Origin of the sequence: Sporomusa sp. KB1, assembly GCF_007830295.1 — a bacterium.
GTDB lineage: Bacteria > Bacillota > Negativicutes > Sporomusales > Sporomusaceae > Sporomusa.
In genome coordinates this window covers 774,005-790,828 of sequence record NZ_VLKC01000001.1, presented here as the reverse complement: position 1 = coordinate 790,828, position 16,824 = coordinate 774,005, and the positions used below count along the sequence as shown (strand labels likewise).

Annotated in this window: 14 protein-coding genes and 1 other annotated feature; of the genes, 4 read left to right on the top strand and 10 right to left on the bottom strand. The window is 44.7% G+C overall.

The window, feature by feature from the left end; genetic code table 11:
• Both SALPA_RS32890 and SALPA_RS32885 read right to left on the bottom strand, forming a co-directional pair.
• On the bottom strand, nucleotides 1-1,608 hold the full coding sequence (locus tag SALPA_RS32890) for an ABC transporter substrate-binding protein (RefSeq protein WP_145088421.1): 1,608 nt from the start codon (nucleotides 1,606-1,608) through the stop codon (nucleotides 1-3).
• Nucleotides 1,602-2,210: an FmdE family protein gene (locus SALPA_RS32885; RefSeq protein WP_145088419.1), complete on the bottom strand. Its 609-nt coding sequence runs from the start codon at nucleotides 2,208-2,210 to the stop codon at nucleotides 1,602-1,604. The genes SALPA_RS32890 and SALPA_RS32885 overlap by 7 nt, the downstream gene beginning before the upstream one ends.
• A gap of 507 nt (nucleotides 2,211-2,717) precedes the next feature.
• On the opposite strand from SALPA_RS32885, the gene SALPA_RS32880 reads away from it, so the two are divergent.
• The 4 genes from SALPA_RS32880 (at nucleotide 2,718) to SALPA_RS32865 (ending at nucleotide 7,728) form a co-directional block, all read left to right on the top strand.
• Nucleotides 2,718-3,143: a DUF3842 family protein gene (locus SALPA_RS32880; protein WP_145088417.1), complete on the top strand. Its 426-nt coding sequence runs from the start codon at nucleotides 2,718-2,720 to the stop codon at nucleotides 3,141-3,143.
• A gap of 4 nt (nucleotides 3,144-3,147) precedes the next feature.
• Entirely contained in the window at nucleotides 3,148-3,351 is a 204-nt protein-coding gene (locus tag SALPA_RS32875; protein ID WP_145088415.1) for a CooT family nickel-binding protein, read from the top strand.
• Between the two features lie 89 nt (nucleotides 3,352-3,440).
• Nucleotides 3,441-3,686: a binding site (T-box leader), on the top strand.
• A 97-nt stretch (nucleotides 3,687-3,783) separates the two neighbouring features.
• Nucleotides 3,784-5,418 carry a class I adenylate-forming enzyme family protein gene (locus SALPA_RS32870; protein ID WP_145088413.1) on the top strand — a complete coding sequence of 545 codons (1,635 nt, stop codon included), beginning with the start codon at nucleotides 3,784-3,786 and terminating at the stop codon, nucleotides 5,416-5,418.
• A 624-nt stretch (nucleotides 5,419-6,042) separates the two neighbouring features.
• Complete coding sequence (locus tag SALPA_RS32865) at nucleotides 6,043-7,728, top strand: carbon starvation protein A (RefSeq protein ID WP_145088411.1); 1,686 nt, start codon at nucleotides 6,043-6,045, stop codon at nucleotides 7,726-7,728.
• A 238-nt stretch (nucleotides 7,729-7,966) separates the two neighbouring features.
• Here SALPA_RS32865 and SALPA_RS32860 read toward each other — a convergent pair whose 3' ends face one another.
• From SALPA_RS32860 to SALPA_RS32825, 8 genes are all read right to left on the bottom strand, one after another.
• The gene (locus tag SALPA_RS32860; protein WP_145088409.1) at nucleotides 7,967-8,815 is read right to left on the bottom strand and encodes a hypothetical protein; all 849 of its coding nucleotides are present in this window, start codon (nucleotides 8,813-8,815) and stop codon (nucleotides 7,967-7,969) included.
• Nucleotides 8,816-8,825: 10 nt separating this feature from the next.
• The gene (locus tag SALPA_RS32855; RefSeq protein ID WP_186450832.1) at nucleotides 8,826-9,965 is read right to left on the bottom strand and encodes a type II secretion system protein GspD; all 1,140 of its coding nucleotides are present in this window, start codon (nucleotides 9,963-9,965) and stop codon (nucleotides 8,826-8,828) included.
• 181 nt (nucleotides 9,966-10,146) lie between these two features.
• The gene (locus tag SALPA_RS32850; protein ID WP_145088406.1) at nucleotides 10,147-11,715 is read right to left on the bottom strand and encodes a hypothetical protein; all 1,569 of its coding nucleotides are present in this window, start codon (nucleotides 11,713-11,715) and stop codon (nucleotides 10,147-10,149) included.
• Between the two features lie 2 nt (nucleotides 11,716-11,717).
• Nucleotides 11,718-12,908: a glycosyltransferase family 87 protein gene (locus tag SALPA_RS32845; RefSeq protein WP_145088404.1), complete on the bottom strand. Its 1,191-nt coding sequence runs from the start codon at nucleotides 12,906-12,908 to the stop codon at nucleotides 11,718-11,720.
• Nucleotides 12,909-12,928: 20 nt separating this feature from the next.
• Nucleotides 12,929-13,591, bottom strand: a complete 663-nt coding sequence (locus SALPA_RS32840) for a PHP domain-containing protein (protein WP_145088402.1) — start codon at nucleotides 13,589-13,591, stop codon at nucleotides 12,929-12,931.
• Nucleotide 13,592: 1 nt separating this feature from the next.
• Complete coding sequence (locus SALPA_RS32835; protein WP_255450745.1) at nucleotides 13,593-14,564, bottom strand: lysylphosphatidylglycerol synthase transmembrane domain-containing protein; 972 nt, start codon at nucleotides 14,562-14,564, stop codon at nucleotides 13,593-13,595.
• Nucleotides 14,554-15,636, bottom strand: a complete 1,083-nt coding sequence (locus tag SALPA_RS32830; protein ID WP_145088399.1) for a DUF362 domain-containing protein — start codon at nucleotides 15,634-15,636, stop codon at nucleotides 14,554-14,556. Before SALPA_RS32830 ends, SALPA_RS32835 begins: the two co-directional genes overlap by 11 nt.
• Complete coding sequence (locus SALPA_RS32825) at nucleotides 15,629-16,822, bottom strand: AarF/UbiB family protein (RefSeq protein ID WP_145088397.1); 1,194 nt, start codon at nucleotides 16,820-16,822, stop codon at nucleotides 15,629-15,631. Before SALPA_RS32825 ends, SALPA_RS32830 begins: the two co-directional genes overlap by 8 nt.
• Nucleotides 16,823-16,824: the final 2 nt, after the last annotated feature.

Sequence of the window (16,824 nt, the reverse complement as noted above, 5' to 3'; positions counted from 1 at the left end):
CTATTTGACAAATGACATTTTATTAAGGGGGATAGGAGCTCCGGAGCCAATGCCTTGCTTAGTAAAGTACAGGTTGGCCCGGTTGCTGTAGGCATAGTACCAGGTAGGATAGTACAAGGCCAAGGCCGGTACATCGGCAGCAAAGACAGTCTGGATTTCGGCAAAAAGTTGTTTGCGGGCGGCGTTATCCATAAGAGAAGCTTGTTTGGCGAGTAAGGTAGTAAGGGTTTGGTTCTGATGGTAGTGAGCGCTGTTGAATCCTTTGCCAACAATCATATTTGTCAGGAAATCGGGGTCAGCCCCCAAACCGCCGTGGCCATTTAAAGCCAATTCAAATTCTCCCTCATTAATGCGGTTGTCCAGTGTTTTACCTTCCAGGGCTTTTAGGTTGACCTTGATACCGAATTGCTCCAGTTGCACTTTGATAAATTCCCCCTGGCGCTCACCAGGGGAGCCAGGGATACCGGCTTTGGCGGTAACAAGTAGTTCGATCTCCAGCGGCTGTCCGTTCTTTTCCCAATAACTGCCTGACTTGTTATAGCCTAGTTTGGCCAGAAGTTTACCAGCACTGTCCGGACTATAAAGGTACATTTCGGCTAATGCCGGGTTATACCACTGGCTGTCAGGCGGGATGAGACCAGGGTTACCAGGAAGTGCCTGACCTCGCAGTGTGGTGTCAATTAGTGCCTTACGGTCAATAGCGTACGCTAACGCCTGCCGGAATTCGGTGCTATTAAACGGTTCTTGTTGGTGGTTAATAACTAGTTTGGCAATCCAGTCGTGTGGCATGGTCAAAATTTTAAGACCTGTCTGTTCCAGAGGCTTGACTAACTCCGGCGGAATCTGGGTGATGTCAATTTGGTGCTGCTTCAAAGCAGCTGTTGCCATTTCGACATTCATTTTTATGAATTTGAGCTGCTTGAATTTGGGGTTACCCTGATAATAGCCTTCATAAGCTTCATATAAGTACGAACCCTGTTCTTTGTTATAGTCAACAAGTTTAAACGGGCCGGAACCAATGAGTGCCTCTGGTTGCCGGAATTGAGCAGGATTGGTAATATTTTGCCAGATATGCCTGGGCAGAATCGGGATGGTGCCGGCAACTTGATCTAAAAATGGCGCGTGCGGGTGGGATAATGTAATTTTCACAGTAGAGCTGTCGATGGCTTCAACGGTTTTAATCATACTAATATTGGTTGTTTGATAGGGGAATTTTTTCAGATAATCAAACGTAAATAAGACATCATCTACAGTCACTTTTTTACCATCATGCCAAGTAGCTGTATTGTTCAGATGGAAAAGGTAAGCGTTTTCGCTTGCGAGATAGTCCCACTTAGCTGCCAATGCCGGAACATAGCCGTCAGCGTCTTTCCATAGTAAGGTATCAAAAATCATACTCATGCGGATATAACCGGGGCCGCGGGAATAATGAGCAAAAGGTGAGGGAAAGCCGTAATCACCGGTGGCATCAGCAATGGTATAGACTTGATCTTGGGCTACTAGGGAGTCCGGCCCTGCTGATCCACCGCAGCCGAGCACCAGCAGGGTAAGGCACACAGCCAGCAGGGTCGCCACCAATATATGTTTATTTCTGGTCAGGTTTACCATCCCCGGCTATATTCTTCGGTACAGGCCAGGCAGGCAATTTTGCCATTTTTCAAACGGGCACGGGCTTCCATGACTTTTTCGCCGCAGTACTCACAGATGACCGAGTTAAAGATTTTGGCTTCTGAGGGAAGTTTAAGTTCAACATCCTGAATTTTGAATATTTCTTCAAACGGAGCAGCTAGCAGACGGGCAGTGCGTTCAGACTGAAGTTTATGCCAGGCTTCTTCCTGCTGAGGCGTGGCCTGTCCGCTGAATACGGCCGCCTTGATGGTTTCCTGTTCTGTTGTCAGCGGCACCATGTCACCAGTCATAACAATTCGCACGGCTTGGCCTGTGCTGCGGTTGCCAATGGTATAAGCTTGTTTGCCATGGTCTTTGTAGATCAGGTTGCCTTTACCAATGGTGCATCCTAATAGCACTTGCACAGCATCAATGCCGCAGCCGTCCGACTCGACAATAGTGACAAGCTCTTCATCGGCGGCGCGTTCTACTTTGAGGTGGGCCAAGGCAGCTTTGGCAGCAAGGTAGCCAATAGTCAGCCCAGGACAGCAGTGTCCATGAAAGTCAATAGCCTTTTGATAGTCAGCAGAACGATTGTTCATGATAATACCTCCAATAATTTTTTATTTTACAAATTAAAAAAAGGTATGAAAAAGTGAAGGGGACTGCGTCTCCAACAAGGCTTCATACCTTTAATTTCAAAATATGTGTAATTTTATAAATATATTATCTCGTAATTGTAGCAAACTTGTCAATGAGTATTTCTGAGTAAAGAATATATTGTAGATAATTTATACTATGTATTGACATTTAAAAGTGAACTTTGGTACAATTAATGCAAAGAAGGTAGCTGAAGCTGCCGAATACCGTATGAAGTACGGTCGGTTTATTGAATGACTTGAAAATAGCTCTTGTAATGAAGATAATAACCATGAAGGTTTCGTGTGAAGCGATATTTTCATGGCTTTTTCGTTTTTATGTGCCGCTGCTTACGCTTTTGGCTACTATGGGAAGGGATAAAATAGTAATGTACAAAATGCTGATATAAAATAGGTGCAGCGTGATAGAGGTTGATCTTAGAACTGATTTTGTAATGCTGGGGGGATTTTGTGTACATTGCTGTTGTAGATGGTCAGGGAGGCGGAATTGGCAGGGTCATAATTGATAGAGTTCGAAACGAATTTCGTAATAACGTTGAAATTTTGGCTATTGGGACGAATTCTCAGGCTACTTCTGTTATGTTACGGGCTGGGGCAAATGAAGGTGCTACTGGCGAGAATGCAGTTATTTGTAATATTGATGAAGTGGATTTAGTACTTGGCCCACTTAGTATAATCTTGCCTAACTCAATGAAGGGTGAGCTAACAGCCAAAATGGCTAAGCGAGTGGTTACCAGCAAGGCAAGAAAGATTCTTTTACCAATTCATCGCAACAACATTGATCTAATTGGTATACACTCAGAGCCATTACCTCACATGGTGGAGGCTATGTTAATACAAATGAAACAATATATAGTGAGTGAAGGGAGGGAATAGTCCTATGTGCGAGGCTAATGCATATCTTCTTAAGGATAATAAAGAAGAGTTATTGATGGAAAGGGTTGATAGGGTAGTGCCTCAAAATGGTGAAATCTATCTCGAAAGCATTTGGGGACAGAGAACAACTATCGCGGCTAGAATTAAAGAATTGAACCTAGTTGACCATCGTATTATTTTGGAACCGGCTCAGGAAGGAAGTAATTGATTACTATTTAGCTGTTGAAGTTTTGACTGCGTTTCTTCTATTATTGACATAAAGGAATTTTGTGTTATAATTACGATTAGCAGCAAAAGATAAATGCAATGATTGAGAAAAGTAGGTTTTTTGTGCTTGGCAGAGAGTCGGTGGAGGGTGCGAACCGGTAAGCAGATTAACTGAAATACACTCATGAGCAGCAGGTTGAAAAGAAATGAGTAGACTGTGCCGGTGTGCCACCGTTACCAAGGCTAGGGTATCGGACCTGGAGTTCCTGTACCTAAAAGAGCGGCTTGCTATAAGCAAGCAGGGTGGTACCACGGATTGTTAATCCCGTCCCTGTAGGAATACAGAGACGGGATTTTTATGTTTGTTAAATATTTTATAGAAGAAATCAGTTGCACTTTCTTTAGTAAAGGTGTATTAGGGGGAACAAATAACGTGTTAATAACGGAAATACTTTCTCGCAATGCTATTATGTATGGTGATGATACCAGCCTGGTTGAAATCAATCCGGAATTACAGGAAAAACATGTAGTTTCATGGCGTGAATACGAACTGATTGAAACAAATCCGGCGGTGAGTTTTCGGCGGGAGATGACATGGCGTGAATTTGACGACAAAGCGAACAGATTTGCCAATCTTCTGCTACGCAGTGGTATAAATAAGGGAGATAAAGTTGCGATACTGTTAATGAATTGTATCGAATGGCTGCCGATTTATTTAGGGATTCTTAAAATCGGCGCTGTGGCAGTACCGTTGAACTATCGCTATACTTCGGAGGAAATAAAATATTGCCTGGAGTTAGCGGAAGCTACTACGTTGGTCTTCGGATCAGAATTTATTGACCGTATGGGAACAATTATCGATAAAATTTCTAGTGGCAAAAGGTACTTCTTTGTAGGCGAAGATTGCCCTTCCTTTGCTGGTAGCTATGACAAGCTGGCAGCAGCTTGCTCCGCTGAAGCGCCTCAAATTAATCTTACAGATGAAGATGACGCAGCAATATATTTTTCCTCTGGAACCACAGGCTTTCCCAAAGCGATTCTTCATAATCACCGTAGCCTGGCATCTTCCTGCTATACCGAACAAAATCATCACAAGCAGACGCGGGATGATAATTTTCTCTGCATTCCGCCGTTGTATCATACCGGTGCCAAGATGCATTGGTTTGGCAGCTTTTTGGTAGGGGGCAAAGCCGTTTTGCTTCGCGGAGTTAAACCCGAATGGATACTAAAAGCTATTTCTGAAGAAAAGGTCACAATCGTTTGGCTGCTTGTTCCCTGGGCGCAGGACATTCTTGACGCGATTGAAAGCGGAGCAGTGAAGCTCGGGGATTATAAGCTTGACCAGTGGCGGTTGATGCATATTGGCGCTCAGCCAGTTCCACCCAGCCTGATTCAGCGCTGGAAAAAATATTTTCCCGACCATCTCTATGATACTAATTACGGTTTGAGCGAATCAATTGGCCCAGGCTGTGTTCATCTTGGTATAGAAAACATTCACAAGGTCGGGGCAATCGGCAAACCAGGGTTTAGATGGGAAGCAATGATTATCGGTGAATCGGGCCACCCTGTTGCGCAGGGAAACGTGGGAGAACTTGTCGTAAAAGGCCCAGGTGTGATGAAATGTTACTATAATGATCCGAAAGCGACGGCGGCTGTATTAAAAGATGGTTGGCTTTTTACCGGCGATATGGCACGCATGGATAAAGACGGTTTTATTTATTTGGTTGATCGGAAAAAAGATGTTATTATTTGTGGCGGAGAGAATTTGTATCCGGTACAGATTGAGGATTTTCTTCATCAGCATGATGCGATTAAAGATGTAGCAGTGATTGGCCTGCCAGATCAACGTCTTGGCGAAATTTCCGCAGCCATCATCGAACTAAAGCCAGATGGCCAATGCACTGAAAATGAAATAATGACATTCTGTTCTTCCCTGCCGCGTTACAAACGCCCGCGCAAGATTATATTTGATATGGTTCCGCGCAACCCCACTGGAAAAATTGAAAAACCGAAACTGCGGGAAAAATACAGCGCAGGAAACCTGGTTGCAGTTCAAAGCGAGAATTGAAAATATGGACAAGGGGTTTATCGGCGGCATTATCTCAGGTGGGGCTGAGTCCTCACCTGAAGATTTGATGGGCAAACTATAGACCTGTGTATATTCCGCGGTAAAGAAGTTTACAGGCCCAGGCGGGTGGTGTATTGCCAACACACCACCCGCCTGCAAAAATCTTTAACGCGTTGTATATAGATTGGATACAGCAAGAAATCGATTAAGTTAGATTGTTAATAACTTGTTGACAATAAAAAAAAATAGTGATATATTATACCCCAACAGAATATCTGGAAACAATGAGCCAAACTCCGTAATGGAAAGTTCTTCCTGCAGAGAGACGTCAAGAGAGTGGAAGACGGTAAAAAATTGAAATTTCTCTGATATGGCAGAGGGTGGCTGCGCAATCAGCAAATGAAATGGTAATGTGGAGGAGTATCTTTCGTCTTCCATGCGTTAATGCATGAGGAAGACGAAGGATTTTTTGTTTATTTTTTGCGATCAGAAGAACATCTGAATTGCCTTTTGGGGTTTTGCAAAGAAATGCCGGATATTCTGAAAAAATGCCAGACTGCAGTCGTCATTACTGCGACACAGGATTGCAGACGCAGCATAAAAATGGAAAGGAATTAAAAATTTATGACTGGCTTAACTTTATTAGGTATTGCGTTACTTGTCTGTGCAAGCGGTTATTTTATTTACGGCCGCTGGCTGACAAAGGTATGGGGTATTGATCCTGATGCTAAAACGCCGGCTTATCGTTTAGAAGACGGTAATGACTATGTTCCTTCTTCAAAATTCACTGTATTTGCGCATCAATTTTCTTCTATTACCGGCGCAGGCCCAGTCACCGGGCCGATTATTGCTGCGATGTTCGGTTGGTTACCAGTTATGCTCTGGTTGATGATCGGTGGGATTTTCTTTGGTGCTGTTCAGGATTTTACAGCACTGTACGCTTCTGTCAAAAATGAAGGCAAGTCTATGGGAATGCTGATTGAAAAATATATCGGTAAAACCGGGAAACAAATGTTTTTGCTCTTTTCCTGGTTGTTCACTCTGTTAGTAACAGCCGCTTTTGCGGACATTGTTGCCAGCACGTTTAATGGTTTTAGTCCCAATGGTTCACTGGCTACCCCTAATGCCGCTGCTGCGTCGATTTCGATGTTGTATATCGTTGTTGCTATTTTCTTCGGACTTTTTCTAGAAAAATTTCCCCTGTCAGAAAAGCCTAAACTGGCAGTTGGTATTCTTTTGATTATTGGTATGCTGGCAGCAGGTATCGCTTATCCGCTTTATTTTGACAAGACAACATGGATCTATGTTGTTTTTGCCTATATGTTTATGGCTGCTGTTATGCCAATGTGGCTGCTGATGGAGCCGCGTGACTATTTGAGTTCATTCTTACTGCTCGGTATGATTGCGAGTGGTGTTATCGGCGTTGTTTTTACCAATCCTACGATTGAATTGCCGGCCTTTGTTGGCTTTGAAGTAAATGGCAAGCCGATGTTTCCAATCCTCTTTATTACCATTGCCTGTGGCGCCGTTTCCGGTTTTCATAGCTTAGTTTCTTCCGGTACTTCTTCCAAAACAATTTCCAATGAAAAAGATATGTTGTTTGTGGGCTATGGTTCCATGATGGTTGAGACCATCCTGGCTGTCGTTGCTTTGATCGTTGTTGGCGCTGCCGCTACTGGCGGTGTGATGCCGAAAGGTACGCCATTCCAGATATTCTCCGCTTCTGTCGGCAATTTTCTGTCCATGTTTGGTATGTCCAGCTTTGTAGCGACCTGTGTCGTCACTATGTGCGTATCTGCACTGGCACTGACTACGCTGGATTCTGTCGGGCGTATCGGACGGATGTGTTTCCAGGAATTGTTTACCGGTGATACGACTGATCCGGCAAAAATGTCGCCAATGCAGCGTGTGTTGACAAATAAATACGTTGCTACCGTAATAACACTGTTTTCTGGTTATTTGCTTTGTCTGGGCGGATATATGAATGTTTGGCCATTATTCGGCGCAGCAAATCAACTGTGTGCTGCGTTGGTTCTGATTGCGTTGGCTGTCTTCATGAAAGTCACCGGACGTCAGGGGAAAATGCTTTACATTCCAATGTGCTTTATGTTAGTAGTTACGTTGATTTCGCTGGGTATGTCAATTTATGGTATCGTTCATAAAATCATCTACACTGGCGGCTTTTCTTTCCTGACCGATGGTTTGCAGTTAATTGTGGCTATTGCGTTGATTACATTGGCAATGCTGATTGCATCTACAAGTTTTAGAAAATTAGTTGATTCTTCTGCTAATAACGTATCTGTTCGGTAAGACGAAAAAGGACTAGAAATTAAATTATATGGTTGTCGTATAAAAAAGTGCTATCGTGCCCTTGAGGATACGGCTCTAACCGCAGAGTACACAGAGAGGAGATGTATATCGAGACATTCCCTCTGCGTACTCTGCGTCTCTGCGGTTCAAAAAACATATAATTTCTTATCTTATAAGATACTACGCCAAACTGGCGTCACTTTAGAGTGACGCCAGTTTTTTAAAATTACTTATGCCGCTAGCGGATGCCTGCATATGGATTCTTAAGGTACGTTATTGGTTGGCGGTCATTTCCATGAATACGCCTTACCAGTTCAGCCGGTTTAGCCAGCCAGTTGATCCGGTTATATTCCCACATCCACGGCACAGCTGCATCAAAATAATAATAACTATCGAAGTAACCCCAGCGGCTAAAAGTACGGCTTTGGCCGATGTCGTTACAACGTTGCCATAATTCTTTCAAGTCAACTAACCGGTAGACGGCACTTGACGCTGTACCGGTTTGACCACCTGTTGCCGGTACTTGTTTTTCCGGAGGGAGCGGGAAAATCCCGCCAGGACCTGGCGCTGCTTCGTAAGTCTTAACTAGCGATATTTCATGAGTACCAGCACTGACTACCAAACTGGGATGTCCAGCTTCGAGCCGCACATGGGAACCGTTCCATTTCAGAAACTCGTTATGATTATAAGTCAACAGTAATTCTAACTGCTCAGAGCCTTTTTGCACCACAGCCAATACCCCGGCCATGTCATGCTCATGCTGGACTTTACCAATATGGCGAGGATAGTAAAGGTAATAGCCGATAAAATAATGCGTGTCACTTTCCACCAGAGAATAGTACACAGCTGCGCCGGGAGGGTAGTATGGCAGGTTTCCCCAATTGTTATTCATTCGCCAATCAAGGTCAAAGTTAGCTACAGTAAAGATATTTTCCCGCGACAGCGGGTTTTGGTCGTTATCCTGCTGATGAATAACCGGCGCCCACCGCAAAATCACGGCAGTTTCACTTGTAGCGCCAGCCTGTACTGGGGTAATAAGCAATACTAGTAGGAATAATGCTGTCATCAGAGCGCGTTGCATAGTCATAGCACCTTCCTCATAGATCAATCAGTTTGGGGGTAATTAGGATAATCAATTCGCTTTCTGTGACTTCCCTATTTGTTGAGCGAAAGAACATCCCAACTAAGGGTAAATCACCTAACAGGGGGAATTTGATCGTATCACTGGTTTTTTGCCGTTGGATTAAACCGCCGAGGACAATTGTCTCGCCGTTTTTTACCCGCAGCGTTGTTTCAGCCTGACGGGTCCGGATATTCGGGTTGCCACTGGTGGTAGTGTCTGTTTTGTTACTGACTTCCGGTTTAATAATGGCAGTTATGGTACCATCAGTGTGGACGGTGGGGGTTATCTCCAGTTTGATGCCGACCTCAACGTAAGTTACTGTGGTGACTGTAGTGCCGCTGGAAATTTGCGTGCTTTCCACCGCTAACTTGTCACCGATGAGAATTTTGGCGGTTTCACCATCCAAGGCAGCGATGCGGGGACTGGCCAACAAATGGCCTCTTTTGTTTTCTATCAGACGATTAAGAGTACCCTTGAGATTGATGCCGTATTCCGGATGATTTGGAATACCGAGGGTGATGCGAAAAGCACTGCTGTCGGTAAGCGCGGTTTCTGTCAGCCCGTTGACAGTTCCCCAGTTGATGCCGAGATTTCGCAGGTTGTCACGAGATATTTCGACTGCTTCGGCTTCAAATATAACCTGGCGTGGTGGGGCATCAAGCTTTGCTAGCATAGCTTTAACAGCGGCACAGTCATCGTCACTGCCTGTGACAATCAGCGTCTTATTTACAATGTCTACCCTGATTCGGTTATCGGGAAACAGCGTGGCGAGCATAAGTTTGACTTGATCTGCTTTTACATATTCCAACCGCACAACCAAAGGCGATAACCCGACAGCTGCCAAGGCATCGGGGGTGGGTTCCGGCACATTTTGCGGCGCAGTCGGAGTAGGCTGTCCTGCGTGGTTAGACGCGGGATTATTCGGTGCAGCTGCAACTGGTGCAGTTGCAGTGGGCGTAGATGAGCCAGCATTCGGCGGAGCTTGTCCCGCAGGGTTAGATGCTGGAGTTCCCGGTGTAGCTGACGCTGCCGGAGTGGCCGTGGGTGGCGGTGAGCCAGCATCCGGCAGTGCCGCAAAAGCAACAAATGGTATGATAAAAAGTAATAAACCCAAAATGAATATGCAGAAAGTTGTCCTCTGGCAATGTTGCAAAACCAATTACTCACCTCATTTCTATTAGTGAATAGCAAACGTACAGAGCATCTGCTGCAGCGGTTATGACTTAAGACCAACTTCCATAGGACTAATCGTCTAGGCAAGCCTCCTTTAACTGCGATTTTGGTTATAGTTAAGGTCAATATACTGTTAACTTGACACCGTTAGGTAAACTATCTTTAAACTGCAACAGCATAGGTTTGACCTTTTCATATGAATTGCTATCTAAAGCATAAAAGGTTACGTAGTTAGAAGCGGGCGTGATCCTTTCCTTCCCTAGTTCCATTACGGCCACCGGTCGCCAGGTGAAAGGTTTATTTCTAAACCAGGAATCGTAAATAATGGCTAATTTTACATTGTGCTTGCTGGCGAGCTTATCCATCCAGGCGGAATCTGTTGCGGTTTGTCTGGATTTGAGTGCTTCTAGTGAAGCCAGCCCCCATAAGTCTAATACATAATTGGGATTCTCATAAGCAACCCAACCCAGATCATTAATGGCAACAGGTGCTTTATAATAATCGTTGACAAATCGGTGCATTTGATATTGTTGCTCAAAAATATTATTGGCGGCAATTGCTGTTGTTGCGGTAGTTTTCCAGGAATTGAATCCAACCCCGCAACATATGATCAGCAAAACCAGAGTATAGGTAACTGGTGAGCTTTCATCAAGTTCCTTGTAGAGGGCATTATAGATTTTCGATAAAGCACCTCTGAAGCTGTAAATGATACCCATGGTAGCTGCACTTACAATGTACATATCATAACGATAATACCACCCGGAATAACCGAACAGCATATGCGCAATTATCGCTGTACCAATAATTAAAGCAAGATATTTATCTGCTGCTTTGGTATTGAAGCAGTTATAAAGTGCTAGCATTAATACGGAAATTAAAAAAATACTAACAGGTACAAATGCTAAATGACTAAGCATAGTATCAATGACAGCGGCTAAATGTCCCTTTTCCAGCAAAGCAGATTTGGCGATGATCGAACTGGGCCAATACCCCAGACCTAATGTATGTAGATAAGCCGAAAAACCACTGACTGACGCAACCAGTAGTAAACCACTGCTAACCGCTGCTAGCCAGTATCTCTGGGCAACAAGATAGACTATGGCGGGCAAGGACAGAGCTAGATTTTCATACCGTACCAGCGGCCCCGCTATTACGGCCAGCACCAGCCACCAGGGAACTCGCTGTTCCCGGAGCGAAATTATTACCCCATACACTGCCAGTAGTGAAATATAGACCTGGAGCGAGTGCTCCATCCCGGTAAAAGCAAGACCAATTATATTGGTAATAAATACGATAGCCATTGTTGCTATTATTGTTAGCAACGTTTGCCGCTGGGCATTAGCTGCGGTAAACAGCATACTGAATAGTTGGGTATACAGGTAAACCGTGCCGAGACTACAAATAAAATTAATAATCAGTGGCACATAATCAAACCAACCGGCACCGGAAAAAACTGCTAAAATGAAGGGCCAGATGATACTGGATGAGGGCGCGGAGTATTCAGTTAAATTTATCCCATAGTGACCGGCAGCAATATTTTTTGCCAAGGCCATGTGGATATAGGGATCATCCAACGTATAGGAAAAAACGCCGGAATTCAGGTACAGAATATACACCAATTCTGCCAAGTAGATGACCGATAACATGACAATATTAATATACAGTGCTTTTGTTTTTATATTAATCATCATACTCATCTCCCTAAAATTAATTTGTTTTTCGGTCCGGCTGGTAACCTTAGCCCCAATATACTGCGCCTTAGGGCCAAAACTAACAATGTTAATAAGATAATAGGTATTATATGAAGGTTAGTTAAGCGGGCAATCGGCGAATTTACCAACGGCATAAACCAGGCAAGTAACAGGACTATCTTTTCATAGGGTAACCAGCCCTGGTTAAGCCCCTCCCAACCGTACCAAGCGATGCTAAGACCTAAAATAGTAAGATCATATTGGTAGGCGTAAGGAGTAGCAAGGAAAATGCTGACTGTCAGGATAATATAGGCCAGCGGGAAGATTCGCTTGTACCACACCCAAGCCACAGCGATAACGGCAACAGCCGTAAACACTGCTTGTAGTCCGTAAGCGAAAGGAACGGAAAATCCGAAGGAACGCGCCATAGCAAAAACTGTTGTCATTTGGTACCAGGGTAAAGAGCCTATTTCTAATAAGTATTGGGCCACAGGCAGGGTATGATAGAACGTTTCCCAGCTGGCAATCCCATATACAGCTATACTAACTATGATTAAGGCTGCTGCTGATGCGCAGGCGGCGATAAGTGCCTGCCATTTTCTCGCGGCAACTAAGGCAATCACTGCTAAAAACGCCAGGTGAGGCTTATATACCAGTAACCCAAGTATTATACCGGAAAGTACAGGTTGTTGCTCAAGCAATAACAGTCCCTGACCGAGCAGCAAGGCACTCAAAAAGCCATTCTGGCCGCAAATGAAATTCTGGAATGTTCCGGGAAAGGCCAAAGTAAGTACCACAGTAGTGGGATGAGGGGCAATTTTGCGCACAACCATGATATATCCGGCAAGAGTGATAGCAAGCCAGGAGAATAAAGCTGCTAAATAAGGTAGAGTGGCGAAATAGGTCACCAGTAACAAAAACGTTGGCGGATAATACCAGCCCACAGTGTTAGTTCGCCCGGTAATTTGCTGTTCAACCGCGCATAAATCTTTGCCATCATAGATGCCTAATACGTCTCCGGACAACAGTTTATGGGAAGCCGCGTAAAAACAAATGAAGTCGCCGCCAATGACTCTTTCGTTCCTGTCGATCATACCCGACCCGGTAAATACCCAAATACTAAAAGTAACTATATAAGCTAAAATGAACCCCCAGGAACAATAACGAATGGTAGTTGCGTTTAACAGTGTCATGTTGCCAATAACTCCTTTGTCTATTTTGGTAAGCCGATGGCGCACTTCGCTTTAAACAGCTTAGTATAGCAATGCACCATAATACTACTCTTGGTAAACTTTATGAGTGAATTAGCTAAATTCCCCAAGAATGTGGCTGCGTCGCTAAAGTCGCCGATTACTACATAACTACAGCCGATTTCCCAAGCCGTATGACAATCGCTGCCGACCGAGATTGGCTTATGCTGCTGGCTGGCAAACCTGGCGGCTTTTTTATTATCCTGATTAAAAACATTCCGGGCATTATAGGCCTCAATAATGTCAACATAGCCGATGATTTGCGTCAAGGTCTCGTAACCTATCGCCGACTTGCGCCAGCGGTCAAAAGGATGGGGCACACACACCAAACCGCCTTGTTCCCTGATGGCCTGCACTGTTGCCAGCGCAGATAGTCCTGGGGGAATTTCCTGCTGGAGAAAATACCCGATTATTTCGCCTTGTAGGGTGTTTATTTCTTCACCGACGACTACTTTAAAGGGAGCCTGTTCACGTAATTCCAGCGCGCCCCTAATGGTGTTGTGATCAGTAATGGCTACGGCGTCCAGCCCTCTTGCCGGGCAAAGCCGGAGCAAATCGGCAATTTTGATACCACAGTCCCGGGAATAGGACGTATGTACATGACAATCCATATTGATTCGCTTCATGCTAGTCAGACCTTGCGTTAAGGTTAAACCTGCGCCAATTGAGCAGCAGGGTCAATAGCCCTAAGAATACGCCGAACCATAATGTGCCAAATCTCGCAAATAGCGTCGCCCCGGCAGCGCCGGTAAAGTCTATCCCGCAACTGAGCAGCAGACCGATCATACTGCCCTCGGCGACACCTAAACCGCCCGGGAGCATGGAAAGCCCACCGGCGATAGAACCCAGCGAAAACACAAACATTGCTACCTGTAAAGAAGCAGCAGTACCAAAACCCAACAATATATAATACAAGGCGATACATTCGCACAGCCAGGCTATGACACTAATTAGTAGTGCTTTAAACAGTAAACTACCCCCACTTAAAATATAAGCGCTTTCATACATAGCATTTAATAGCTGGGCTTTGGGTTTTACAAAAGGAATATGTTCAAGCCCCTTGATTAAAGTCGTTGCTAGCCGGCGCCATTGTAATACACAGATGAGACCTAATGACATGAGCAGCCCCATGACGATAACTGTTTGGCCATAAGTAACGAAATTAGCCGCCAGACTTGCCAAGATCAGCATGGCAATTAAGTCTGTCAGCCGTTCTGCAATTACCGTTGGTGCGCTACGGCAAAAACTGACTTTGTGCTGCTTCAACAACAGGTACGATTTTAAAACCTCCCCGACCTTTCCTGGCGTAACTGCCATGCACAAGCCGGAGAAGAAAACCCGGGCACTATCCTGCCAGCCTATCTTGATGTCCAGTTCTTCAAGATAAAGCTGCCATTTTAGAAATCTCCCCAGGTAACCCATCACTACAAACGCCAGAATTTGTGGTGCATAATGCCAGCCAAAGCCTTTGACCGCATTGCCAATTTGCCCGACATCGCCCCACAGCGCCAAGCTGGTTGAGATGATAAGCCCCAGGACTAAACCAATGATCAGCTTGTTTTGCAGGCTTTTAATAGTAATGCTGGTTTCATCCCTCATAGCGTTCAAATAACTGCCCCCATCGCGTATTTTTTTTGAAATGTTCCATCTTACGCTTGCCTTTGAAAGGCCACCACAAGTAGTCGTGATAGAAAAATGAGCCAAAGATGAACAAATTCACCAGCGGCGTTCTGAACAACAGGTTTTGTAATGATCTCAGCGGTCCAAACCACACCGCATCGCCAAAGCGGGAAGCCAAATTATCCCCGACCCTGAATTGAAAGTTCACCTTTTCCACATCTTCACCAATTACTTCGATCTGCCGAAAGTCGCCAATACCCAAACCGCGTTCATGCGCCAGGCGAATGTAGGGAATGTCCAGCGGTTCAAAGCCCATCATTTTACTGGCAACTGCATCAATCGCCACCTGATCAGCGCTGGCGAGAATATAGTCCTTCTCAATCGGAATCATAGTGCGTGGTCCCGGGCCATTGCCGCAAACTGTGCCATCCATCACGGCAAAGACCCCCGGATGGATCTCTTGTTGAATTTGCAGCAAATCAACCAAGGTCTCGTGAATGACGCTGTGAGTATAATGCCGTTTAGTGTTTAGCAGCCCGCCGAACGCGTTTTTCATGGCGCCGGTGGTAGTTGTATAAATGTGACATTTAACTGTCGGCAAATGCACAACGTTTTTGCCATAAAAGTAGTCGGGAATACGAATACCTTCAGGGAAAACTTCAGGCAACACCAGCAATTTTTTCTTGGGTTGATGGAATACCCATTTCATATCAGCATCTTTGAAGTTATACAGCACCGGAATATTATATTTCTTGAATATAGGAAGATATTTGTTCAGCTTTTCGCCTTTAAAAGCATTTGTTACCACAGTCTCGTTTTGAACACACGAAATTTTCTTAAAACCCTGCTGCTTGAGTCCAAGAATGGTTCCTTCCAACTGCCAGGGCGTGGAATTGGCACTGAGGTAGGGGAAATGCCAGGAGATGTTATCCTTTAAAATTGTTGGAACTGTAGGGTCGAGAATACCGTTAACATTTGCTTTTCTTAGTAATTGTTGATAATCGTTAAGTACTGTTTTTGGCTTAGTCTTCATTACAAATACTTTACTCATTTGCATAGCCCCCAGAGTTATCAGTAATCTTAAGCATATTACGACGCCAGTTATAGGCCAGACGGTGCTTTTGCGCGTAATAGTATAAGCCATGCACCATCCGTAAAAAAGTTAACAGGACGGGAGGAAGGGTAAAGGGTTGATGAAAATTGGCAGACGATAAAATAGTATTGATTTTATAAGCCAGCCGCCAATTACGAAAATCATAATCAGCATCTGCATAAAACGGCTCAAACATAACGGTAATGATATCGCCAAGTACCGGCTGATATTCTGCCAATACCTCGTCCCCAAACCCCAGCACCCTGAGGTGCTTTTTTAATTGTCCCAGATCACAAGCCCGCATTACAATAGCTGCCAGGCAGTTTCGCTGCTCAGTAGTAAATTCCAGTTTGCTGCCAAAGTCCAAAATTGTCAGCTCAGGTGTCTGCCTGGTGCCGGTAACAAGGAAATTCCCCTGATGCGGATCGGCATGGATCATACCTAACCGCCAAAAAAGCTGAAGTTCAAAATTCCACAGTAAATCGTACATTTGTAGCTTTTGGTCATAGGCAGCGTTTGCTAACGCCTCATCCAAAAACACTCCGTTCACCCACTGACTGACAAGCACTTCCGAATTACATAAGGCAGTGATTGGCCGGGGTACATGGATGTGGGAGCCTGCCGCAAAGGTCTGAAAAACCCTGGTTTGCGTATGCAGTTCCTCGTGGTAATCGCATTCCTCCAGCAACTTTCCTGAAATAAAGGCAATCGTATCCCGCAGATAATTACCACTGGGAAGGAAGGGCTTAGCTAAATAGGTCACGGCCCTTAGTACCTTAATATCACTGCCAAGCTTTCTGGCGATATGGGGATATTTAAGCTTCACGGCAATATCGCCATATTCCCTGGTTTGCACCTTAAATACTTGTCCGATGGAAGCCTGAGATATGTTTTGGGGCGCAGTGATAGGGGATACACCAAGCTCTGCTAAAATACCGCTTATGTCACAGAATTCGCTTGTCCCTTGATTGCAAAGAGTTTGCAGGACTTGTGACGCTTCTCCCTCATATAACGTTAAATGCTGACCTAACTTTTGGGGAAAGCCATGAAATTCGCCCAGGGAATTTACTAACTGCCCAGAGTGCAAGTTACGCTGCAGGCGTAACAACAATAGCAATAGTTTTAAACTGCGCAAATAGTACATTG